This is a genomic window from Paenibacillus sp. USHLN196, from assembly GCF_037144955.1.
Classification (GTDB): domain Bacteria; phylum Bacillota; class Bacilli; order Paenibacillales; family Paenibacillaceae; genus Paenibacillus; species Paenibacillus xylanexedens_C.
In genome coordinates this window covers 148,659-171,444 of record NZ_JBBCYH010000012.1, presented here as the reverse complement: position 1 = coordinate 171,444, position 22,786 = coordinate 148,659, and the positions used below count along the sequence as shown (strand labels likewise).

The 22,786-nt window shown below is 46.3% G+C and carries 22 protein-coding genes and 1 pseudogene; 18 read left to right on the top strand and 5 right to left on the bottom strand.

The genetic code is table 11. The features are described from left to right. Positions 1-9: 9 nt before the first annotated feature. Positions 10-1,014 carry a Gfo/Idh/MocA family protein gene (locus tag WFI24_RS25440; protein WP_336764832.1) on the bottom strand — a complete coding sequence of 335 codons (1,005 nt, stop codon included), beginning with the start codon at positions 1,012-1,014 and terminating at the stop codon, positions 10-12. 118 nt (positions 1,015-1,132) lie between these two features. Between WFI24_RS25440 and WFI24_RS25435 the strand changes: the two genes are divergently transcribed. The 6 genes from WFI24_RS25435 (at position 1,133) to WFI24_RS25410 (ending at position 5,882) form a co-directional block, all read left to right on the top strand. Then, a complete protein-coding gene (locus tag WFI24_RS25435; protein WP_336764830.1) occupies positions 1,133-1,972 on the top strand; it encodes a helix-turn-helix domain-containing protein in 840 nt (279 codons plus the stop codon). Between the two features lie 106 nt (positions 1,973-2,078). Next, positions 2,079-2,486, top strand: coding sequence for an RrF2 family transcriptional regulator (locus WFI24_RS25430; RefSeq protein WP_145325891.1), 408 nt, complete (start codon positions 2,079-2,081; stop codon positions 2,484-2,486). 281 nt (positions 2,487-2,767) lie between these two features. Next, complete coding sequence (locus WFI24_RS25425; RefSeq protein ID WP_336764829.1) at positions 2,768-3,217, top strand: nuclear transport factor 2 family protein; 450 nt, start codon at positions 2,768-2,770, stop codon at positions 3,215-3,217. 307 nt (positions 3,218-3,524) lie between these two features. Further along, positions 3,525-3,971, top strand: coding sequence for a LytTR family DNA-binding domain-containing protein (locus WFI24_RS25420; RefSeq protein ID WP_336764828.1), 447 nt, complete (start codon positions 3,525-3,527; stop codon positions 3,969-3,971). 12 nt (positions 3,972-3,983) lie between these two features. Continuing rightward, positions 3,984-4,412 carry a DUF3021 family protein gene (locus WFI24_RS25415; RefSeq protein WP_336764827.1) on the top strand — a complete coding sequence of 143 codons (429 nt, stop codon included), beginning with the start codon at positions 3,984-3,986 and terminating at the stop codon, positions 4,410-4,412. Positions 4,413-4,574: 162 nt separating this feature from the next. After that, complete coding sequence (locus WFI24_RS25410; RefSeq protein ID WP_336764826.1) at positions 4,575-5,882, top strand: alpha/beta hydrolase family protein; 1,308 nt, start codon at positions 4,575-4,577, stop codon at positions 5,880-5,882. 241 nt (positions 5,883-6,123) lie between these two features. Here the strand turns inward: WFI24_RS25410 and WFI24_RS25405 are convergent, their stop codons facing one another. Then, a complete protein-coding gene (locus WFI24_RS25405) occupies positions 6,124-7,503 on the bottom strand; it encodes an MFS transporter (RefSeq protein ID WP_336764825.1) in 1,380 nt (459 codons plus the stop codon). A 209-nt stretch (positions 7,504-7,712) separates the two neighbouring features. Here WFI24_RS25405 and WFI24_RS25400 point away from each other — a divergent pair, with 209 nt between their 5' ends. The 6 genes from WFI24_RS25400 (at position 7,713) to WFI24_RS25375 (ending at position 11,891) form a co-directional block, all read left to right on the top strand. Then, on the top strand, positions 7,713-8,036 hold the full coding sequence (locus WFI24_RS25400; protein WP_336764824.1) for an ArsR/SmtB family transcription factor: 324 nt from the start codon (positions 7,713-7,715) through the stop codon (positions 8,034-8,036). A gap of 143 nt (positions 8,037-8,179) precedes the next feature. Beyond that, positions 8,180-8,368, top strand: a complete 189-nt coding sequence (locus tag WFI24_RS25395) for a hypothetical protein (RefSeq protein WP_076334054.1) — start codon at positions 8,180-8,182, stop codon at positions 8,366-8,368. A gap of 83 nt (positions 8,369-8,451) precedes the next feature. Further along, positions 8,452-9,372, top strand: a complete 921-nt coding sequence (locus tag WFI24_RS25390) for a helix-turn-helix transcriptional regulator (RefSeq protein ID WP_336764823.1) — start codon at positions 8,452-8,454, stop codon at positions 9,370-9,372. 28 nt (positions 9,373-9,400) lie between these two features. Beyond that, positions 9,401-10,399, top strand: a complete 999-nt coding sequence (locus WFI24_RS25385; RefSeq protein WP_336764822.1) for a hypothetical protein — start codon at positions 9,401-9,403, stop codon at positions 10,397-10,399. Between the two features lie 24 nt (positions 10,400-10,423). Beyond that, positions 10,424-11,446, top strand: coding sequence for a hypothetical protein (locus tag WFI24_RS25380; RefSeq protein WP_336764821.1), 1,023 nt, complete (start codon positions 10,424-10,426; stop codon positions 11,444-11,446). 253 nt (positions 11,447-11,699) lie between these two features. Next, the gene (locus WFI24_RS25375; RefSeq protein WP_036606805.1) at positions 11,700-11,891 is read left to right on the top strand and encodes an aspartyl-phosphate phosphatase Spo0E family protein; all 192 of its coding nucleotides are present in this window, start codon (positions 11,700-11,702) and stop codon (positions 11,889-11,891) included. 45 nt (positions 11,892-11,936) lie between these two features. Here WFI24_RS25375 and WFI24_RS25370 read toward each other — a convergent pair whose 3' ends face one another. Together WFI24_RS25370 and WFI24_RS25365 are read right to left on the bottom strand one after the other, a co-directional pair. Further along, positions 11,937-12,815: a carbohydrate ABC transporter permease gene (locus WFI24_RS25370; protein WP_017692164.1), complete on the bottom strand. Its 879-nt coding sequence runs from the start codon at positions 12,813-12,815 to the stop codon at positions 11,937-11,939. A gap of 12 nt (positions 12,816-12,827) precedes the next feature. Then, a complete protein-coding gene (locus WFI24_RS25365; RefSeq protein ID WP_336764870.1) occupies positions 12,828-13,748 on the bottom strand; it encodes an ABC transporter permease in 921 nt (306 codons plus the stop codon). A 318-nt stretch (positions 13,749-14,066) separates the two neighbouring features. Here WFI24_RS25365 and WFI24_RS25360 point away from each other — a divergent pair, with 318 nt between their 5' ends. The 4 genes and pseudogenes from WFI24_RS25360 to WFI24_RS25350 all read left to right on the top strand — a co-directional run bounded on the left by WFI24_RS25360 (position 14,067) and on the right by WFI24_RS25350 (position 19,167). Next, positions 14,067-15,827 (top strand): sensor histidine kinase, encoded by a 1,761-nt coding sequence (locus WFI24_RS25360; protein WP_336764820.1) that lies wholly within the window; start codon positions 14,067-14,069, stop codon positions 15,825-15,827. After that, positions 15,802-16,089 (top strand): annotated as a pseudogene (locus WFI24_RS34580) (response regulator); the annotation flags it as partial. The gene WFI24_RS25360 and the pseudogene WFI24_RS34580, both read left to right, overlap by 26 nt. 447 nt (positions 16,090-16,536) lie before the next feature. Next, positions 16,537-17,394 carry a helix-turn-helix transcriptional regulator gene (locus WFI24_RS34575; protein ID WP_442956267.1) on the top strand — a complete coding sequence of 286 codons (858 nt, stop codon included), beginning with the start codon at positions 16,537-16,539 and terminating at the stop codon, positions 17,392-17,394. A 120-nt stretch (positions 17,395-17,514) separates the two neighbouring features. Beyond that, positions 17,515-19,167 (top strand): extracellular solute-binding protein, encoded by a 1,653-nt coding sequence (locus WFI24_RS25350; protein WP_336764817.1) that lies wholly within the window; start codon positions 17,515-17,517, stop codon positions 19,165-19,167. Positions 19,168-19,390: 223 nt separating this feature from the next. On the opposite strand, the gene WFI24_RS25345 is transcribed toward WFI24_RS25350, so the two are convergent. Continuing rightward, a complete protein-coding gene (locus tag WFI24_RS25345) occupies positions 19,391-19,633 on the bottom strand; it encodes a DUF7662 domain-containing protein (RefSeq protein ID WP_036606815.1) in 243 nt (80 codons plus the stop codon). A 298-nt stretch (positions 19,634-19,931) separates the two neighbouring features. Here WFI24_RS25345 and WFI24_RS25340 point away from each other — a divergent pair, with 298 nt between their 5' ends. Beyond that, on the top strand, positions 19,932-21,647 hold the full coding sequence (locus WFI24_RS25340) for a DUF6138 family protein (protein ID WP_336764816.1): 1,716 nt from the start codon (positions 19,932-19,934) through the stop codon (positions 21,645-21,647). 81 nt (positions 21,648-21,728) lie between these two features. Then, positions 21,729-22,778 (top strand): hypothetical protein, encoded by a 1,050-nt coding sequence (locus WFI24_RS25335; RefSeq protein WP_336764815.1) that lies wholly within the window; start codon positions 21,729-21,731, stop codon positions 22,776-22,778. The last annotated feature ends 8 nt before the right edge of the window (positions 22,779-22,786 follow it).

Below are 22,786 nucleotides of genomic sequence, written 5' to 3'. Positions count from 1 at the left end.
TCCTCTCGATTATAGTGTAATTCGTGTGCGTTGTTCCGCTGAACGAAGACAAGCTTCCAGTACTTTCATATTAGCTACTGCATCAGAAGGGGCGAAGCGCAGATCCTTGCCTTGAAGGACGGCACGTGCCATATCATCTCCCTGCAGAGAGTAGTGGTTCACTTGCGGGACTTCAATCTCTCTGCGTTCACCGCCAGCCGTTACATAGAAGTTGGAGCTGCGATCCTGCTCGCTGACGAATGCGGAAGGGACTTCAATAATTCCTTCGGACCCCAGTACCTCCAGCGTATTGCGGAATGCTGCCCACATGCTACTGTCAAAGGTCACGCCAACGTGATTATCGAATTCCAGCAGTCCGGAGGCCATCATATCGACCTGATCATGCTCTGGGGAGAACATGCCAATAACAGTGGCTGCACTTGGTTCTTGACCAAGCAGCAGACGTGCTACGCTGATGGAATAACATCCGATATCATACAGTGCACCTCCACCCCAATCCCGCCGAAAGCGGACATTGCCGGATGCATTGGAATTATTGAACGAAAATGTACTGTGAATACCGCGGATCTCACCAATCTCACCGCTGGCAATGATGTCTCTGATCTGATCGTAACGTGGATGATGGCGGTACATGAACGCTTCGGCCAGCTGCACTCCTGCATCTGCACAAGCTTGAACCATCTCCTGAGCTTCCTGCTCTGTCAGAGCTAGTGGTTTTTCGCACAAAATATGTTTGCCTGCCTCAGCTGCCCGGATCGTCCATTCCCGATGCAAATGATTCGGTAGCGGAATATATACGGCATCTATGGAATCATCCGCGAGCAAAGCTTCATAACTGCCATAAGCCTTGTCGATCCCAAGTTGATTGGCCGTCTGCTTGGCTTTATCTTCGTCCCGACTGGCAATCGCGGTTACTTCATTCAACTCGGATTGCTGCAAGCCTGGAATGACGGATTCCACAGCAATGCTAGCGCTACCAAGAATGCCCCAACGCAATTTTTGAACTGGATTCATGTGTTGTTTCCTCCTGTGTATAAATGTATATTGTGATTATAAGGAATAGATGATCGAATTAAAATGATAATATATTGAAGTTAGTTGACACAATATTGTTAAGTAAGGAGAAGTCGCTATGATGAGGCAAACTGTATTGCTAACCCTGCAGGATATTCCATATTTTTGTTATCCGGAATCCGTCGGACACTATATGGATCATCCCCAGCATTCCGTATTACGGGAGGCAGGCGTACTGAACAATTTTAATATTCACTATGTCGCTGCGGGCAAAGGATACGTGGAAGTGGACGGGGTGGTGCATGAGCTTCGTGCAGGTCAGGCCGTGCTTTATTTCCCGCAGCAGCAACAGCATTATTACAGCAGTGAAGATGATCCGTGGGATGTAAGATGGGTGCACTTCTATGGTGAACGACTGCATGATTATATGATCGAGCGGGGATTACATCGCAATCTGCTGTGGACGCTGCGGCAGCGTAGCTCATGGGAAGAGGCTCATCTGGCCCTGCTGACCGAAGCGGAACAGAACACCATGCTGCGTCCAGCTCAGCTATCCACACTGACCTATGCTGTACTCGCTGAGTTCGTGCAGCATGCGGTACCTTTAAAGAGCACACGCACTACCAGCAAGGCGGAAAGTCGGGTTCTTGCGCTGCTTCCACAGATGCAGCAGGAGGCCTGCCAACCTTTCCTGTTACAAGACTGGGCAGATCTCGCAGGTGTGAGTTCGTATTACTTTTGCAAAATGTTCAAGAGTGCTGTGGAGATGACGCCTATGGAGTTTATCACTCGTTCACGGTTACAGATGGCGAAACAATGGCTGCTGGAACGGCCTACGGCCAATATTGGACAGATTGCGGAGGACGCAGGGTATCCCAATGCCAGTTATTTTAACCGTCAATTCATGGCTCACGAGGGGATGACACCTACGGATTATCGAGGATTGTATCACAATTAATCCGTTTTCTTTCGATGTTGTCAGCGCTTGAAGTACAGTAGTTTGACAGAGAGCTTAATCAAGTCTATTATGGATAAATTAAATCCGTGTATAATGAGGTGCCCTCATGAAATATTCAAAAGCGACAAATTATGCTTTGCATACCATGCTTCATCTTGTAAGTACTGCCCCTGAGCAGCTGGTTAGCGTACACCAACTTGCAGAACTGCAAAAGGTATCCCCAACCTATCTGTCCAAAATTTTGACCAAATTGGTTAAGGCGGGCATGATTGAATCTACTTCTGGCGCCAATGGTGGCTACCGACTTAGTCGTAAAAATCCGGATCCTTCCTTCCTGGAAATCATTCATGCGATTGAAGGTCAGGCTTCCCTGTTCGAATGTTCCCAGAATCATAACGCAGGCTGCTTGATCCAGCAGGTGATGGTGCAGGCGGAAGAAGAGATGGAGAGTTTTTTGAACAATAAAAAGATGTCAGAATTGGCTTCCCAGATGAAGGGTGCACATACCCTGTAACTTGCGGCTAATGAAATATCAATGAACGATGTATTCGTCTGAAATATCGATTTTGTCTAAATCTTTCCCCATCCTCGTGAGAGGTAAGGAAAGATTTTTTTGAGTCGTAGGTATTTCGTTGCAAGGTGACCTTTCAAGAGTCAGTTGAGTGGTTAATATTCAAGCGTATAATATGTCGTTGTACCTAATAGAAGTCGAATGGTACAATAAGGAAGGTATAGTATGCGTACATACATGATCCAAATCTTACATCACATTTTACATCTCTGGAGGGACAACACATGAGCCAATCAACGATTACAGGACTGGAACAATTGCTCGCGCTGGAAAACATTCGGAACACCAAGGCGCGCTATTGCCGCTATATTGATACGAAACAGTGGGATACCTTGGGTGACGTGTTCGCTCCGGATGCAGTCGCCGATTTTAGCACTGAAGGCAATCCGATTCCGGTATTAACAGGCCGTGATACAATCGTAAAAGTATTCCGTGATCTGGTGGATGTTGCCGTAACCGTGCATCATGTACATAGCGCAGAAGTTGAATTTGTATCCGATAACGAAGCGAAGGTCATCTCCCCAATGGAAGATTGGGTAACGTTCCCGGAGGGCAATGAGAACAAATCCTTCCACGGATTTGGGCACTACCACGAGACTTTTGTCAAAATCGACGGCCAATGGTATATCAAACATACGAGCCTGAAGCGTCTTCGTCTGGACTTGTTTGAATAGTAAAAATGTTTAGAAGAATATAGAAGTGAGCATCAATAGAATAATAGCCCTGGGGAGCGATGAATGCGTCCTTGGGGTTGTTTTGTTTTTTGCGTCTGTGTGAAAGGTTAGTGGAATGAATACAAAGGCGACGAGCCCCAGAATGCAGGCTCTCAGAGCGGTTCTCGACCAATTGGCCTTCGTAGTCCGTCATCTTTCACTGGGAAATCTCCTATGTATGGAATTAAGTTTTAAGTGGAAGCTTATGCGTTTTCGTTATATTATTCACGTTATAAATGTTAACAAGTTTTAATTCGAATTTTCGAGGGTGATATTTATAAAAATTTTCATTGAAGTAATAGACCATACAGAAGAAGAGGAGATCCGTATCAGGTGTCACCAAGTAGACGAAAAAATACATGAGCTCGTTAATAAAGTAAAAACCGAAACGCTCATGATACTTGGTTATCATGAGGATAAAATCAGCCGCATCAAAATTAGTGATATTTATTATTTTGAAGCTGTTGACGGAAAAGTGTTTGCGTATTGTAAGAACACCGTTCATGAAGTCAAACAAAAGCTTTATGAACTGGAGGAACTTTGCAAAGAGACACATTGTTTTCGCGCCTCCAAATCAACCATTTTAAATATAGCTAAGATTTCCAGTATTCATCCGTCGATCAGCGGCCGTTTTCAAGCACTATTGGATAATGGGGAGAAGGTAGTCATATCACGGCAGTATGTGCCAATGCTTAAACACATACTTGGATTATAAAAGGGGACCTATATGAAGTATTCAAAGCTCATAAAAGAAATGATTAGAGATTTCTTAATTATATTCGCTTCTATAATTATAATCATCGCTATTTTGCGGCAAATCTATGCTCCTGATGCAAGTTTCGAATTACAGACTATTTTTATAATTATGGCTTTCTCTTTTCTGGGTGCTTTGACCGGAGTTGTTTTATATACGCCGCATGCGATTAGCGAGAATAAAATGCGCCTCCGAGTGATTTTGCATTTCTTTTTTCTGGAAGCCCTATTAATTTCTCTGGCTGTCATATTGAATCTTGTAAACGGTACTTTCAGTATACTATTATTGGCTTTGCAAATTGCCGCAGTATACGCTATCGTTCGCCTACTAACGTATAAGAATGACAAAAAGGAAGCTGAAAAGATCAATGAAAGACTAAAAAAATTTAAAAGCGAGGTTTAGAAGATATATACAAACTGCTCCTAAATAAAGTCATATTCGTATCGTAAGTTTTTTTACAACTTATTGGCTCTCAGCTACAGCTTATCGTTTATGCGTATACACCTGCTCGACTACTTATTATGATGAACTCATAATAAGTTGGAGAAGGAGTAAAGAAGTCTTATGGAGATTTTAATACTTGTCGTTACTTTGGTCTCTGAGCTGGCAATTGCGGTTTATTCCATTGCAACCAAGCAAAACCGCAGCAAGATAAAGAGTTGGACGAGGATCGCAATGTTTATAGGATTCATGATGCTGAGCTTGGGGAAAGTTGTCGTATGGGAGTACACTTGGGGGCTGTTTGCAAGCTTGCTCTTTATATTAGCGTTCAAAGAAATGGTTGCACTTCTGCGAAAAAAAACACACACTTCACGTTACAAAGCTTTCTCTACGATATGGAAGTTCCTTTTGTTAACACTAACAGTAGTTGTTACCCTTGTTCCGGTTTTACTTTTTCCACAGTTTAGGTTGCCACAAGTGACAGGTCCGTATGCAGTGGCTACCGCCACATACAGCTATATGGACAAGAATCGTATCGAAGAATTTACGGATCAGGAAGACAATCGGTCTGTTAACGTGGAATTTTGGTATCCTGAACAGGCAGAAGGAACCTATCCTTTGCTTGTGTTCTCCCATGGAGCATTCGGTATTAAAGCAAGCAACACTTCTACCTTTACAGAACTTGCGAGCCACGGTTATTTCGTCGTTTCGATTGACCATCCCTATCATTCATTTTATACCGTTTCCGAGGATGGAAAAATCGTGACGATTAACCCCGAATACATGCAAGAAGTCAACAATGCAAATAAAGATGGGGTTTATTCGCTTGGTGAGTTTTACGAGCTAACTCAAAAATGGATGAAATTGCGAACGGATGATATGGATTTTGTCATAAATACGATTCTGGAACAAGCCGAGCAAAAAAAAGATTCTGTATATGAACGCATCGATACACAGAAAATAGGTGTCTTCGGTCATTCTATGGGGGGGGCAGCAAGCGTAGCACTGAGCAGAGAGCGCGATGACATTAACGCCGTAGTAAATATAGATGCTCCGTTCTTTAGCGAGCTTTTGTATGATAACGTTACGAAAGAAATAACTGCAAAATCCGAAGCTTTCACCATCCCGCTTCTAAACGTTTATTCGGATGATGTGTGGATACAGCTCTACAGCAGTTCTCCGTATATCGCGAATCGTATTTCGAATGAAAATTTTAAAGATGCATACAACGTTCATTTTAAAGGCGCAAAACATTTAAGTTTAACCGATCTACCTTTATTCTCGCCTATATTGGCAAACCTGTTGCATGAAGGCAGAAAAGCAGATATCGATAAATATTACGCGATTGAGACTCAAAATGAACTCATCCTTCGTTTTTTTGACTATGCTCTAAAGAATCAAGGTCATTTTGCTCCAAAAGCGACATATTGAGTACCTGTTCTACGTGCAGGAAGGAAAATGTGGAATTTTGCATTTTGTGTAACCGAATCCACAATATATTTTGCGTGTGAAAAGAGCGTAGCTGCTCTCAACTAGAGGAGTGACAAAAAGGATCGTTGCAGAAATGCTGACGATCCTTTTTGTATACAATTAAAAACCAGGTTTGGACTGAAGTGGCCCTACCTGGTTTCTTTGAGATAAATACGATGATGTAACGAGTTAAGATGAGATATTAAATCTGATGACTTGTTTCCGTGACTTTCCGTGACTGCATTCTCAGATACACCTGAGAGAAAATAACCGATGCGAGTGCAACCACAGTCATGCCCCAGAAAATATTGGTGTACGCTGAGGATAGCGGCATGTTTTGCATCGCAGTTAACGCTACACCAGTGACAGCAACGCTGAAAGCACCGCTGAAGAACTGACTAAGTTGGAACAATCCCATACCTGCACCGACCTGATCCATGGTCAGATTGCCAGACAATTCATTGGACACGCTGGTGGTTAGGGAAGAGAAGCCTACGCTGAGCAGGACATACACGGCCATGATGGCGTAGATGCTATTGTCTGCAAATAAGGCGAATAACACGGCAGCTGCCAGTAGCAGCCATGGTGCAAACTTCAACAGCAACGTATTGCCGTGTCGGTCAATCATTCGACCGATCCGGTTGGACAGCAGCATGGACACGACTGCACCCGGGAAGATGACAAGCCCGGATTGAGAAGGTGTTAGTCCATACAGATGCGCCAAAATCTGTGGCAGTAGGAACAGCGTTGAGAAGTTATTGATGTACGATACAATTCCTAGTGAACTAAGCATCATATATTTTTTGTCTTTGAACAAAGCAGGTTGAACAAATGGATCTGCCGCGCGCCGAATTCGGAGCCAGAACAGAAGCAGTGCCGCAGCACCGATAACAAGTGTGAACCACTGACGGGAAGTCAGGAATAACAGTACACCCGTAGTACCGATGGCGAGAAGCACGGCACCCAACAGGTCAAATGAACCTTTTTGCGGTGTTTCCCGAGGAAGCAGTTTGAAGAATACAGGAATCAAGAACAATGTTAAACCCGTCACGATAAACAGATCATGCCATCCCAAAAACTGAGTAATACTTCCGCCGATGACGGGACCAAGTCCAAGACCCAGTGAACTGGCGGACATGATGACAGCCATCGATTTACCCCGGCGATCATGTGGAATGTACCGAGTAATCAGCACAATGGCGAGCCCAGGAACCGATGCAGCACCTGCAGCCTGGATCAGACGTGCAATGAGCAGAATGATGAAGTGATCACTGAAAAAACCGAGAACGGATGCGGCACCGAGTAAAGTGAGCCCGGTCGTGAATAATGTACGAATGGGTATGAAATCCGATAGACGTGAGAACGTGATCGAGGAAATCGCAAATACAATGGAATACCCTGTAACAATCCATGAGGAAGCGACAGATGTAAGCATAAATTCGGCTGCTATTTTGGGCAGGGCCAGATTAAACATCATTGTATTCATCACAACGAGTACAACGGTGAAGCCGAGCAAGCTTACGATTAATCCTTCCTGTATTCCGGTCCGTTCCCCTGATGATGCGGTTGCGGTGTTGTTCATAAAAACCTCCTGGAGTGAGTGATGTGTATTTCGCAACATTTCAGAAACAGTGTGTAACATTTGCAAAATGTAGTATGATGTCAATCCCGTGCCTGACAGCAGGGGGTACATAACGAAATCATTAAAGTTCGATTGGTGTCGAACATTAGAAATATATCATGGATCTGTGTTAAAATACAATGGATAGTCTGAAAAAAGGAGACTACAGTATGAAGATTTTACATCATCCACAAGTATCAGATATTGAACTTTCCTCCGTATTGTATGCGTTAAGCGACCCGACCCGTCTTGGGATTGTTGTGGAAGCAGCGAGAAGCGGGGAGCAGCCATGCAGTCATTTTCATGCACCTGTTGTGAAGTCAACGATGTCGCATCACATTCGGACCCTGCGGGAAGCCGGAGTTATTCGGGTCAGAGTGCAGGGCACACAGCATTTTCTCACCTTGCGGTCCGATGATCTGGAAACACGCTTTCCAGGGCTCTTGCAACCATTATTGCAGGCCGCAGCACAGACGAGCACAGATCCTTCCTAAATAGTGTCCTTTCTTCAGGTCGAAGAGGGGACATTTTTTATTTTTTGAACTACCTTTAATCCTGCTACGACATTCTGTGTCGTACCATGCCCTATATAATAACGGTGAACACACAAACCATATCGAAAAGAGGTTCACAACCATTGGCAAAAACCAAAAGAGGACGTATCTTGTGGAGTCTTCCTTCCAGGGGCCGGGGAACATGCCCGGTGTGCAGCAGTACCCGAATTAAATTGTTATATACGCAAACAAAAACAGACGGTACAAGTCTGAAAGTATGCAAGAAATGCTCCAAAGCAGTGCAATCCAGAGTGGATAAGGCACACGTATAACATAACGGGCCTGTTCTTCGGAACGGGCCATGTCTTTTGATATAATGGAATATATTAGGATTGGATGAGATGGGGGCGGGAAGATGAGTAACATGCACCGGATTCACTGGTTTGACGAACAGATTCGGGGTGGACGTTTTCCGAACAGCAGCTGGCTTGCCCGTGAATTTGAAATCTCCCGTCGTCAGGCTCAGCGTGATATTGAATATATGGCAAGCTCCCTGCGGGCCCCTTTGGTGTATATGGCGAAATATCGGGGCTATTGTTACGAGGATCAGACCTTTCGGTTGCCTCATTTGTATATGACAGAAGAGGAGCAGCGTGTGCTGAAATATCTGGCGCATCGCTATAGACATTACGATTATGATCAATCGGACGCGGTGAAACGTGTAGCGCATTTACTGGAGCGTTTTACGTTGGAGGAACAGCAGATGGGAAGTAGGGAGCTTCCAGTGTTTTCGGCGCAACCGAAGCAGCTGCAATTCTTTGAATTGTTGTCCCATGCCATAACCGACTTGCGCAGAGTGCATATTCATTACAGGGATCACGATGGAGAACGGCAGTTTTCCTTGTGTCCATTGAAAATGATATCCCAGTTCAACGCCGATTATGTGGTCGGCTATGAAGCAGATCCTATGCAGCAAGTGGCCATTCGACTGGAGGGCATTGTTCATGTATCGATCTTGGATGAGAGATTTGAGTACAGGTCAGATGCTCTCCTAGGTGGATGGGAAGAACCACTGCCTGTGCGTAAACCGTTTGTAGCTGAGATTCGCTTGAAAGAATTGCAGCAAATGGACCTATGGCAAGGGTATCGTATTCGGGCTAGGCAAGATCAGATTTATTCAATTGAATTTTATGACACGGACGCTTTCTTGCAGCATTTGTTTATAAGCGAATGGGAGGAACTTTTGTCTCCTGGGTGGCTTAGACGCAAGCTTCAGCAAAGCGCAGAAGGATTAATTGACAGGCTCGCGATACAACGTAAGCAAAACGTGGAATAAAGCAGCATAGAGAGGAGAAGATACTTCCTTGGCTGAGATTATTTTAGATAACCTCATTATGAAGCGGGAGTCCAAATCGTACGTGGATAGTCTGCATGCGATACTCACCCATACGGGCCAGTTTCAAGGTTCCAAGTATGTACTTGCCGGATATACGGGAATGGCTTTCAAGCTGTCGGTGCATCGCAGTCTACTTCCCATGTCGGTTACAGCGTATGGACAATGGGGGGAAGCACATCGTCCCGGAGTCGATAACCTGGGGATATTCACGATCTGGGATGGGGGACGTACACGTCATTCCACGTTCGGTTATTACCAGCAGGATGCAGTGAATTGGGTGAGACGTAGTCTTAATGAAGGCACTGGTGTGATTTACTGGATTCCTGAGTTCGGTGTTATTCATGGATATGATGACAGTGACCGCGTCTTTTATGTGCAAGACGGATGGAGCAAGGAAGCGCAGATTTTGCTATATGATAATTTCGGCTTGAATTTTACAGGGTTTTGGTATTGTCAGATGTTTGGTGATCAGGTCCGCATCCCTGAACAGCAGATGCTGCTGGAATCCCTGCGACTGGCGATTGAGGATTGGGATATCCCCTATCGTCTCTTACCTGATCGAAATATTGCTTCAGGTAGACAAGCATATGATGTGTGGGTGCAGGCCCTGCGGAGTGGGAATTTCGATGAGTCGGGTGCAGGGTATATTTTGGAATCCTTCTGCCATTCGCGAACCGAAATACGGATGTATTTGCAGGATGTTCGAGGGGTATGGAACGAACTGGACCAGGCTTGTGCATGTTATGAACAGCTTGGGACGTTAATTGACCTAATGAAAGGATATATGGTCCAGCAGGAGAACAGACGTGTCTTGCGACCAGACACCACAGAAGATCTGGCATATGTACTATTGAAGGCGAAAGCATTGGAAGAGCAGGCTATTGATTATTTTCGAGTGATATCCAGGAAGTATCCTGACCGTAAACGGTCCACTATACCACGATGGGGAGTACATTCCGCACGATAGAATGAGAGAGGAAGGGAGTGAAGGATGATGGCCACAAAAGTAGTATTGCAGGACTGGATTCAATCCCCGCAAGCTGTGAATTCTGCTGATGCATACAGATCATGGAGTGGTGTGAGCGCGTATACAGATGCGTTGTATCTCATTTTATTACATAAACAGTGGACGGTTTTCCCACACCACATGATTGCAGGTATGACAGCAAGTGCATTCAGACTAGTGGTGGATCGGCGTCTGACGTCAGAATCAATTTCGGCATACAACTGGATGGCAGAGAACTTCGTCGCGGCTGACTTCATTGGCGTGACGGCGAGCCAGGCAGCGGGCTTTTCGTTCGAACCAACCTTTCCCCTGTATCAGAAGCAGGCTCTTCTGGATATCAAAGCTTCCATTGACCGGGGCGTAGGTGCGATTCTCTGGCACGATCAATTTGTCATTGTTACTGGATATGATGATGTGGAACGGGTGCTATTCATCTGTGAAAGTAAAGGCAATGAAGTCATTCGTCTGCCCTATGATTCGTTTGGGAGGAACAGTACACCCTACTGGTACTATCAGGTGCTGGAAGCCTGTGCACCCATAGATCTATGGGAAGTCTGCAAGGAATCGTTAATCCAGGCTGTATACAAATGGGAAACCCATGACTATATGCTGCCGTCCCAAGATTATGCCTGTGGGGCGGCTGCGTATGATGCTATTGCTGCCGTTCTGCAGTCAGGAACATATGACACAGAACAAGCGGCAACTGTGCTGCGCTATTATGCCAAATCAAGATTGGATATTGCCTCTTATGTTGCAGGACTTAAGCATCTGTCCATTCAAATGGATCAGGTCATAAACGAGTATGAGCTACTCGCAAAACTGTATACAATGATCATTGAGTTCATTGATGACCCCATCGCTTGGGATTCGAGAGAACCAGATTGTGTGCAAAGCGTGATTGAGCTTATCCGGAAGGCAGGAGCGACCGAACAACGTGCCATTGATGCCATTAAACATGCCTTTCCGGAGACGATAGGCAATCGCTTTGATGACGTTGGTTTAAGGTGAGTGGTATATGATAGAGAAAATTGAAAAGCTCAGCATGAATAGAACCGGAAAGGCCATAAGAGCCTGCCCGGTTTATTTGCATGTAAACTTACATCTAAATTTGGTTATGTGATCCACGTTAATAATAACTTTTACAAGAAAAAATAACCAAAATTTTAATTTTGGGGTAATCCAAATCCCCTCTTGTTCCGAATATTATATTAGATGGTCTTTTTTGGATGATGATATTTCAAGGACAACAGGGGGCGGGAGTATGGTACATAATCCGGAAACCATTCAGGAGTGTATCGAACATGCACGGCAAAGACTCTACCAGATTGCAGCTCAGTATCCGGAACTATGGCATCCGGAGGTTATTCGCCAATCCATGGTGCTGGATGAGTTGATTAATGAATATAACAACGCAACTCGCGGGAGAACAATCTCGAATCAACTGAAATCATGACCTTTTTGAACAAAGAATTCCAAGAAGGGATTCCGTGTGTTTGCCTTACTCTTTTACCGCCCCGAGCACAATCCCCTTTACGAAGAAACGCTGCAAGAACGGATATACGAGCAGGATCGGCAGGGCGCCAATAAAGATCTGAGCCGCGTTCACTGTACGCTGAGACATGTTCTGAAGCTGTGTTGCATCCACGTTCATATTAGAGAAATCCTGCTGTACGATAATGGTCTGCATTAACGTGGCGAGTGGATATTTGGAAGCATCATTCATATAGATCAACCCATCGAACCAGGAATTCCACTGACCTACCATGGTGAATAAAGAGATCGTGGCAATGGCCGGCATGGATACAGGCAGATAGATTTTGAACAGGGTCGTGATATGGTTGGCTCCATCGATAAATGCAGCCTCTTCCAGCTCTTTCGGCACGTTACGGAAGAAGTTCATCATCAGAATCAGGTTCCAGACAGCCACTGCTCCCGGCAAAATGAGAGCCCACATCGTATTAATCAGCCCAAGCTTCTGGATCAAAATATAAGAAGGAATTAATCCCCCGCTAAATAGCATCGTGAAGATGAAAAACCACGCATATAACGAACGCCCCTTGAAGTGTAGACTTTCCTTGGATAACGGATAAGCCGTCAGGAAGACAAGTGTCATACTGAGCAGTGTGCCCAGAACCGTACGCTGGACTGAAATCCAGAGTGCACTCAGAAAGTTACTGTTACCAAATGTTTTGGTATAGGCGTCCACCGTAAAATCAATGGGCCAAAGTGTCACCAGATTGGCGGATGCTGCCGCTTTACCACTGAAGGAAACGGCCAGAATATGGACCAGCGGCAGGATGCACAGGATCGAGACGGCCGCGATGAATATCAGATTGAACCCATTGAATATACGGTACCCGGTTGTTTTGTGATACACCTTGATTCCTCCTCAAAAAATACGGTAATTGGCGATTTTGTACGCCATCCGGTACGCAGAGATGACCAGGAACATCGCGATAAATGATTTGAATAGTCCAACGGCGGTTGCAAAGCTCATTTTGCCATTCAGAATCCCCATCCGGTAGACAAAGGTATCGATAATATCGCCTTTCTCATATACCAAGGGATTGTACAGGTTAAAGATCTGGTCAAAGCCTGCATTCAGGATATTGCCCAGCGATAACGTACCTACCACGATAATCATCGGCACGAGTGCAGGCAGGGTAATGTGCAATGTCTGTCGAAGTCGTGTTGCCCCATCGACCTCTGAAGCCTCGTACAATGCCGGGTTAATGCCCGCAAGTGCTGCCAGAAATACAATCGTACCGAATCCAAACTCCTTCCACACATCACTGACAACGACCGTGACACGGAACCAGTCGCCATCCCCCAGAAAGAAGATCGGTTCAACACCAGCCGCGGCCAGCACCTGGTTTACCAGCCCACCTTCCGGTGATAACATGTCGAGCAGAATTCCGCCCAGGACAACCCAGGACAGGAAATGGGGCAGATACACCAAGGTCTGTGAGAAACGTTTGAACGTGGAGTTCCGAACCTCATTCAGCAAAATGGCAAACACCACGGGGGCCACAAGTCCGGCCACGATTTTCATTGAAGCAATCAGTACCGTGTTCCAGATGACCTGAACACTGTCGGGATATTCGAACATGAACTGGAAGTTGTCCCAGCCCACCCATTTGGAGCCAGTGAACCCCAGCCACGGTTTGAAGTCCTGAAAAGCAATAATAATGCCGCCCATGGGCACATAGGCGAACAGTAATGTGAGCAGTACAGCAGGCAGCAGCATTAGATGCAGCGGCCATGTGCGTTTGAAATTCCAGCGGGTACGTTTGCGTGGATGGGGTGTCATTTTTCGCACCGGCGTATTGGTTGTTAACGGTTGTTCCATAGCCATCAGGGTCCCTCCTTTATCTCGTCCAGCCCTGGCATAATGAGGCGAGTAAGCCTCTGTACAGAGTGGAGCAACTGAATTATAGCAACGGAAAAGGGCGGACTATAGAACAACATTTCAATGCAGATGTTGAAATATTAACTTGTTGATGGGAACAGAGGATTTCAAGTCACAGGAAAGCGGGAGAACAAAAAATCATATAGAATTGTAAGGGCTTTCAATATAAAATAGGACTTCGGTATAGAAAGACTTCAAATTCAGGGACAGGGTGAAACGATGAAATTCACAGTATTTGCGAAGACGGTCATTCTTCTAATCTGCTTGCTGGTACCCATTCTGCTGCTGTATACATACGCGAACCAGGCAAATGTGGACATGGTAGTGGAGGAGAAACAGCAGTCGAGTCTGAACCAGTTCAATTATTTCAGTTCCCAGGTGGATAAAAATATCGAGCAGCTCTCCCTGTATGGTCTGACATTGCTGCGAGATCCGAGTATCCTGCACTACCGTTACATGACGGATTCCACCAGCCAATATGAGAAGAACAGTATCTATCTGGATATTCTCGACAAATTATCATTGTACCAGTCCACCAGCCGCTGGAAGAACGATATTACTATTGTGCTGCCACAAGCGGAACTTGTGTTATCCACCATGTCCAGCCGGACGGTCTACAACGAGAAAATGTTGACGTTTCCGCAACCGGGCCAATGGCAGCTGGAGCAGGGGAGTTTCACCTACTTTTTCACGGATAACTATGAGTGGAATGAAAAACCGGTGAACACAGGTGTACGAACGGTGATGGAGATTAATTTTGACCCGATGAATGTGGTTGCCATGCTGGATGATTTTAAACAGACGCAGGGGGGAGATCCTTTCTTGCTGGTACCAGGTAACGATCCGTTGCTGAACCGTACGGCGGACCCCAAATTGGTCGAAGCGATCATGCGGGATATCCCCTTTAACGGAGCGGAGAGGGAAGGCAATCATCAATTGGAGGTAGGCGACAAGCAATATCTGGTCAGTTATGTGCACTCCAAACAACTGCAGGCGGTATACGTGAACCCGGTGGTATTGGATGATCTGCTGAACCCGATGGACAAGAGCCGGAATATGTTTATTACATCCATTCTGTTGCTGCTGGTGCTAAGTATCGGGGCTGCACTGCTCTTGTATCGAAAAGTTCAGGTGCCAATCCATCGTTTGATGAGAGGGCTGCAGCAGATTCGCAAAGGCCAGTTGTCCACTCGGATTCCGGTCGATCACTCCCGTGATGAATTCGCGTACCTGACCCAGAGTTTCAACCATATGGCAGAGCAGATTCAGGAACTGATCGAGAAGGTATACGAGGAACGTATCCGTTCACGGGAAGCGACATTGAAACATCTGCAATCACAGATCAATCCGCATTTCCTGTACAACTGCCTGTTTTATATTAAAAATATGACCCAGCTTGGCAACCGTGAAGCGGTTATTGCCATGTCGCTAAGTCTGGGAGACTACTATCGCTACATTACACGGGGCGAGAATGACATGACAACAGTGGAAGAAGAGATCCGGCTGCTGGACCATTATCTGTCCATTCAACAGATGCGGACCAACCGGCTGACCTACGAGATTGCCGTACCGCAGCAACTGATGTTGCTTCACATTCCGCGATTGCTCATTCAACCCATCGTAGAGAATGCGGTGATCCATGGCATTGAGCCGATGGAAGGCAGTGGGCATGTCGTTGTAACGGGGATGGCGGTGCCCGAACATATTGAGGGTCGGAAATATACAAGATATAGCCTGTTTGTTGATAACGATGGTGTCACGCTGACAGCGGAAGAGATTGCCGAATTGGAACGGGAGATCAATGAACCAATGGGTGAAGAGATTGGAACAGGCACGTGGAATGTGCACCAGCGTCTCGTTACGCGATATGGGCTGTCGTCCGGGCTTCATTTTGGAGCGATTCCCTATGGTGGACTAAGTGTAGAAATTCGATGGTTTGAGGAGGAACAATCGCATGATGAATCTGATGGTCGTGGATGATGAACATTCGGCAGTAGAGTCGATCGCTGTCTCAATACCGTGGAGAGAACACGGGATTGGTCAGGTATTCAAAGCCTATTCAGTCAAAGAAGCTCTGGAACATATGGCATCACATCAGGTCCATATTATTATCACGGATATCCGCATGCCGGGTCTGTCCGGTCTGGATCTGGTCAGTCACATCAGGCAAAAGTGGGAACAGACGAAATGTATTATTTTATCGGGGCATGCCTCCTTCGATTATGCGAAGCAGGCGCTCAAACATGGGACGGTTAGTTATCTGCTCAAACCGGTTCGAGATGAGGAACTGATCGAATCCGTGCAGCAGGCCGCCGTGCAGATTCGCCTGGAGGGTGAGAAACAAATGCTGCATCAGCGGGCCATGTATTCGGTAAGGGAACATCTGCCTGAGAAGCGGGCGGAGCTGATGAAGGATGTACTGTTAGGGCATAAATTTGCGGATGCTGAACTCGAAGGCAAGCTGGAGCAACTGGAGATCGGGTTCCGTCCACAGGATAAAATGCAACTGCTGCTCATCCGGTATGATGACCATCAACCCACACATAAAGCGTTTCGACTGATGAAGTATGCCATCTCCAATGTGGTGGAAGAGATCTACGGCAGTACCTATCATCTCTGTCATACGGATGACGCCTACGATGATCTGGTCTTCATGGCCAGTCCCAAACAAACCCAAGCCGAACCGGAAATGCTAATGGGACGGCTTGGAGAACGGTTAATCCACAGTGTGAGGCAATATCTGAACGCGACCATTTCCCTGTCCGTTAGTCGTATGGGGCGTTTCCCAGATCAGGTGCCGCAACTATATCATCAAGCCGTGAGTGCGCTTCGCAAGCAAGCCGAGGCTGGCAAAGGATTACATCTGAATGCGGCGGCAGGAACCAATGGGGCCACGTTGAAGTCTCTTGCAGCGCTGTATGAACCGCCGGGTCTGACGACGTTACTGGAAGCCGGGCGCATGGAGGATGCACACCGCAAGATTGATCAGATCTTTGCCGAACTGTCGAACAGTGTGTTCCCGGAACATGTGTATGTGGCCTTTCATTATTTGGCGGCAGCATTCTCCTATATGGCTCATCGGGAAGGAAGACAGTTAGCCGAAGTGCTTGGCGAGCAGTACCAGCAGTTGCTCAAGGATGGTTATGGCATCTCGCTGCGTAGTCTGGAAACGTGGACTCGGTCTGTGATGCAGCAGTGGGAAGAGAGCACAAGCGATGCGGGACAGGATGCCGGATCAACGCTGATTCGACAGGTGCAGCAATGGATTGACCATCATCTAGGCGAGGATCTATCGTTGCAAGTCATTGCCGGAGAGGTGCATTTGCACCCGGTATATCTGTCGAAAATGTACAAACAATCCACAGGTGAAGGCATTAGTGATTATATTATCCGTTCCAGAATGGAACGTGCGGTTCATTTACTGAAGCATACGGCGATGAAGATCTATGAAGTCGGTCAGGAAGTGGGGTACAACAACACGCCTTATTTCATTCAGGTGTTCCGCAAACATTATGGACTGACCCCGCAGGATTTTCGGAACGGTTAACAAATCAATATGAACATTGAAATTGTGATATATGTTTGCCTCCCCGGCTGCACTATCCTTTTCATGTAAGGTGCATTTGGCACATAAGGGTATCCAAGTTACCTGAGGAGGGGTTAGTTTATGTATAGAAAAATGATGACGGCTTTACTCGCAATCACGATGGTTGCTGTAACGGCATGTAGTTCGGGGGCCAAGGAAGAACCGGCGAAGGAAGCCGCTGCACCACTTGCTCTGCAAGACGGGAAGTATGAACCGGCGGTACAGATGAGTTATTTGCGGGCCTGGAATGATGATACGAAATTCAAGAACGGGGAAACGGCACAGAACAATGTGCATACCAAATGGGCTAAGGAACGACTTGGCATCGATCTGACCACACCGTGGGCCGTATCAGTGACCAATGATGCATTTTACACGAAATTACGCTTGTCCCTGTCCGCTAACGAAGAACTGCCGGATATCGTCTCCATTCGGGGAGACTACAATCTGGTCCGGGAATTAATTGAGTCCAGCAAATTTGCGAATGCAGGCGAGTTGTTTGACCAATATGCTTCGGACACATGGAAACAGGCTTCTGAATCAGCACCGGAGGAATGGTATCCGTACATGTATGAGGGCGAGCGTTATGGCATTCCAATCTTCGATTATGCCTACAACGGCGATTCGGTCATGTTTATTCGGGAAGACTGGCTGAAAAAGCTGGGACTGGAAGAACCAAAAACCATGGATGAACTGGTTACGGTCATGGATGCTTTTACGAATCAGGACCCCGATGGGAACGGTAAGAAAGATACGTATGGTCTGACCGTGGGTATGAAAAATGCGCTCAATACCTGGATGACGGAATCCGGCTGGATCTTCGGCATGTACAACACGATGCCTGGACAGTGGAATGATGCCGGAGACGGAACACTGCAATATGGCTCCATTCAGCCAGGTGTGAAGGAAGGTCTTGCAACGATGAAAGATTGGTTGTCCAAAGGTTATCTGCCCAAAGAAGCGGGTGTCTATGACGAGATCAAGGCAGCAGAATTGTTCACCGCAGGTAAAGCAGGCATTATTGTGGGACCACACTGGATGCCAAACTGGCCGATTGATGATGTGAAGAAAAATGTGGACGGTGCCACGTACAAGGCCATTGCCTTACCTACAGGGCCAACAGGCGAGAGCCATCAACATGGTTCTGGTGCAAGTAACGGGGTGGTGCTGATTAATAAGGATATGGCGAACCCGGAGATTTTCTTCACGTATCAAAATTATCTGTTCGACAACTTTGCTAATCCGGAAGTGGGCAGCGAGTTCGAACATGGCTTCGCGCAAGGATACGACTATGACATCGTGGACGGCAAAGTGGTTGGTGAAGCTGAAGTGAAAGATGGCGTATCCCCACTCAAATATACGATTACGTATGACGGTGCACGGATTCCGAACCTCATGATGGATACGTTGGCGGAACTTGCGAAGGGCAAAGAGCCGGAGACCCCTTTTGAGAAAAATACGAAAATTGCCAACAAACCGGAAGTATTTGTCGCCGCTGAAGTCGTCGTTGCAAATAAAGATAATGCGATCAAGAACAAGTTCACCGGGGCACCGACCGAGACGATGAAAATGAAGAAGGATGCAATCGACAAGCTGGAAAAGGATACGTTCAGCAAGATCATCTATGGTCAGGTGGGCATTGAGGAATTTGATGCGTTTGTCACGAAGTGGAAGTCCATGGGCGGGGATGATATTACAGCGGAAGTGAACGAATGGTATAAGACAGTCAATTAATCAATAAAGCAGGGGAGAACTGATGAATTCATCGGATCTACTCTGCTTTTTTAGTAGGAATTTTAATGACAAAAAACAACAAGGATAAGCAAAATAGAGCCTTTGAAGTCGTAACCAATAATCGGGTTCCTTCACCCGAATCTTTTATACCGAACAAAATATCTATTAAGCACACTGAACCTGAAATGACGAGTACCATCAGTGCAAGTAAGTACATAATCAATTAGGACTCGCAGCGCACAAAAGTTACTTGTTTTCCTAAAATCACATTTTCCACCTTCCATCCGGCATTTAACCAGGATAGTGCCTGTGTATGATTATTGGAATTATTCACCCACCATTGTTCGCGATTATACGCTGTAGGGGGTAAAGTAAATCCGAGAATCTCCTCAAGCTCTGCATATGTAAGGGTGATTGAAACTTGATTCAAATAGTTTTCCAAGGGGAAGTATTTGCTGTAGCTCATTTCGTCAGACCTCCTGAAAAGGAATACAATGATTATACAACGTAGGGATGATGATAGCGAGGGCATGCCAAGAGCGTACATAGATATGAAAAAAAAGGAATCCGTAGATCTCTTTGACTAGCAAGCAACCGTGCGTAAGCCGTATTGTTCCGGGTGTACTTGAGAGAGTAAAATAATAGGTAATATACGAACATCAATACGTATTTTTAATGTAGATGCCTCGAATTGATTCGGGATTCATAGAGGTTCAAGTGTGGTTGATGAACATCATAAGATGTATGGGAAGGTAGGAGATTAGATGAGCACACTTTATGATCAGGCGATGGAAGAGATGATTACGACGATTCATGAATGGTTTGATGAACAGGAAAAACGGGATGACTTGGAAAGTGTTGTGAAGCGAACAACACTGCAAATGGGCATCTTTAATGATATTGTGCTGGATTACAGACCTGGACGGACCACAGTAGACAGTCTGGATCTAGGTCTGGATGATGGTTGGAAATCGAAACAGGCAGGAGCCTTTACTGAGGAACAGGTGCGCAATGAGATCGGGCCTAAGCTTGCAGAGGTTGTCCAAGTTAGATTGGACAAGCTGGCTAACACACCGTTGATTGACTACCGCTTCACCTTCCGTGGGAAATTCCCAACTACCGAAGGTAAGCTGCAATTGACGTTACTGGAATATATTAATGAAGAGAAAAGACAGTTGCTCCTTGAGCGTATTCATACTTATGTAGACAAGAAGCTGGAACACGGTACATATCCAACGAAGCCATTGGAATCCTTCTTTTTGACGAGTCATCTGCTCGATCCTAAGCTGTTCCCGGAGTTGGATGCAGCTTGGACCATCCGGCAGTATGACCGGATTCAAGAGTTGAATCAGGGTCGTCCGGATGCACTGGCAGAACATCGTGGTGAGATTACTCGTGCGGTGACGGCATGGGCAGAAAATCAATTTTTGCCACAGTATTATGATGTGCAATCTTCAGCATATCGTGCCAATGAGTATTCACTAAAACCAGGAGCAACGCTGGAGTCGAACGTTGAGACACAGGCAGGCCAACATTTGGACGAGCCTCGGAAGCAGCAAACACCTGGGTCTCAACCAATCGATTTGCTGTTATACGCAGCAGTCATGATTCTACGTTTTGAGCCCAGTTATAGCAAACCCAAAGGTCTGACTTTCCTGGAACTCGCGAAGCAGCTGGGTAGCCGCCGTGCAGCAAGCATGATGACGGAAGGTAGCGGTACGTATGCGAAGGACGATATTCATGTGAAAACGGAACTGGTTGAATGCAAAGCAAATGATGTATTTGCACTGATGACCATTCACATTCGTAAGGAAGAGCCGGGTGCCTATCAGCAGGCACTTACCTTTATCACGCATTTATTGAAGCAGGGATTCCCGAAAAGTTATAAGATCAAGCTCAAATCTGGCGTAAAGCAGTATTTGCCGATCAAAGGACTCGCGAAGTCGGATACCCACCGATTCTTTGCCAATGCACTGGAGTACCCGGAGCTGCATCCACTCCTGGAAGAGTATGCGCGTGGGGCTATCCAAGAGTTTGAGTTTTATGAGGATACCGAGGGAGAGAAAAGCTGTATGCCGGGCAGTTATGCAACCTTTGGGCTGGGGCTCGTGGATGAGCGGTATTTTCCGCTGGTTGAATATTACATGGGCGAAGTGGATGATGAGCATCAGTTAATTCAGGATAAGTTCATTGCGGCATTTGTGGAAAAACAGGGTGTAACGGCTCAATCCATACCTGCGTTAGTCGCCAGCTTGCGTCGTGCGACGGATAGTCTGAAGCTGAAGATTCAGCCCGAGCTGGAGAGTGAGGAAATACTCGAACTGTTGGTTAGACAGATTCAAGAACTTGAGCATTATGAAGCGGAACGTGTACTCTATCCGATCTTCGGTAAGGTGGAGAAGCTCACAACGCTCGCTCGCAAAGCGGAGGGAAGACGGAAGGAATTATTGCTGGAACTGTTGCAGGCCGCAGGGAAATAAAAGTGTAAGCAAGACAAGTAAGATTGCGATGGTACAGTATTTCAGGGAATTGGAGTTGTATAAGGAAGGGTGAGGGAAGTCGTGGAAGCATTGACTCGAGAGATGTGGCAGGCGTTGAATACTCAGGAGAAAGAGGCTTTGATGCGTAAGCTTGTTCATCAGTTACCGGATGGTATGGCATATAAGGGTCTCGAGACATTTGAACGATTCGGTCAGCGGATGGTGACAGGTGTGTTTACGCAGGAAGGTTTGCGGTTTGTATTTGTCCCTGGGGATCAAGTAACGCTGGGCTGGGATCATTGGCAGCATGGAATGAACGAAGAGACTTCAACCGACCTGCTCGAAACGGTAAGTGAATATGGTGTGGAGGACGTGGATTCGTTTCTGGCGAGTCAGATGTCACCGGTGAGAGAAGTGAGTATTGCGCCGATGCTCGTGGAATGCGAACTGATCTCGCTTGGCTGGATTGAAGTATCCAAGGAGGAAGCATTTGCGCAAGAAAATCCTGATTTTCCGTCAGCACTGGAGCAATTTAAGCAGTCGGAGATACGTGAATATGAATTGCATCAACAATTCCGTCTGGTTCGCCAAAGTGAGGATGAAGTCCAAATCCTGTGGTTCAACGAAGGAATAGAACTGGAGGACGTCGTGACAGAGGAAGCAGCGGCCGGCTTTGGCTTGCTGACCGAGGATGAGTGGGAGTATATCTATGGTGGCGGTTGTCGCACGTTATTTCCTTGGGGTGACAGCTTCGACTATACGATGAGATTGAAGCACTTTGGAAGTCTGGAAGGCGTAGATGAGAACGTGGATGAATCGACAGAATTGCACCCTTCTTTATTTGAAAAGGATGATCGTCCTTATGATCTGGAACTACCGAATTTCTTCGGGGTGCAATTTGTCGGAGACCCCTACAAGTATGAGCTTACACTGGATTCGACTGGGGACGTAATGCCCAAAGGCGGGGACGGCGGGAGTCTGATTTGTGGTGGGACAGGACCTCTGGTTGGTTTCTTGCCTGCTGCTGCGGTGTATTATCGAGACGTTAATGCCAGTGGGCTCGATTGGGAGGATTTGATGGATGCGATGTACTATCGCAGGGTTGTTCGTTTGGCTGATCTAAAGGTTTGATGGGTTAA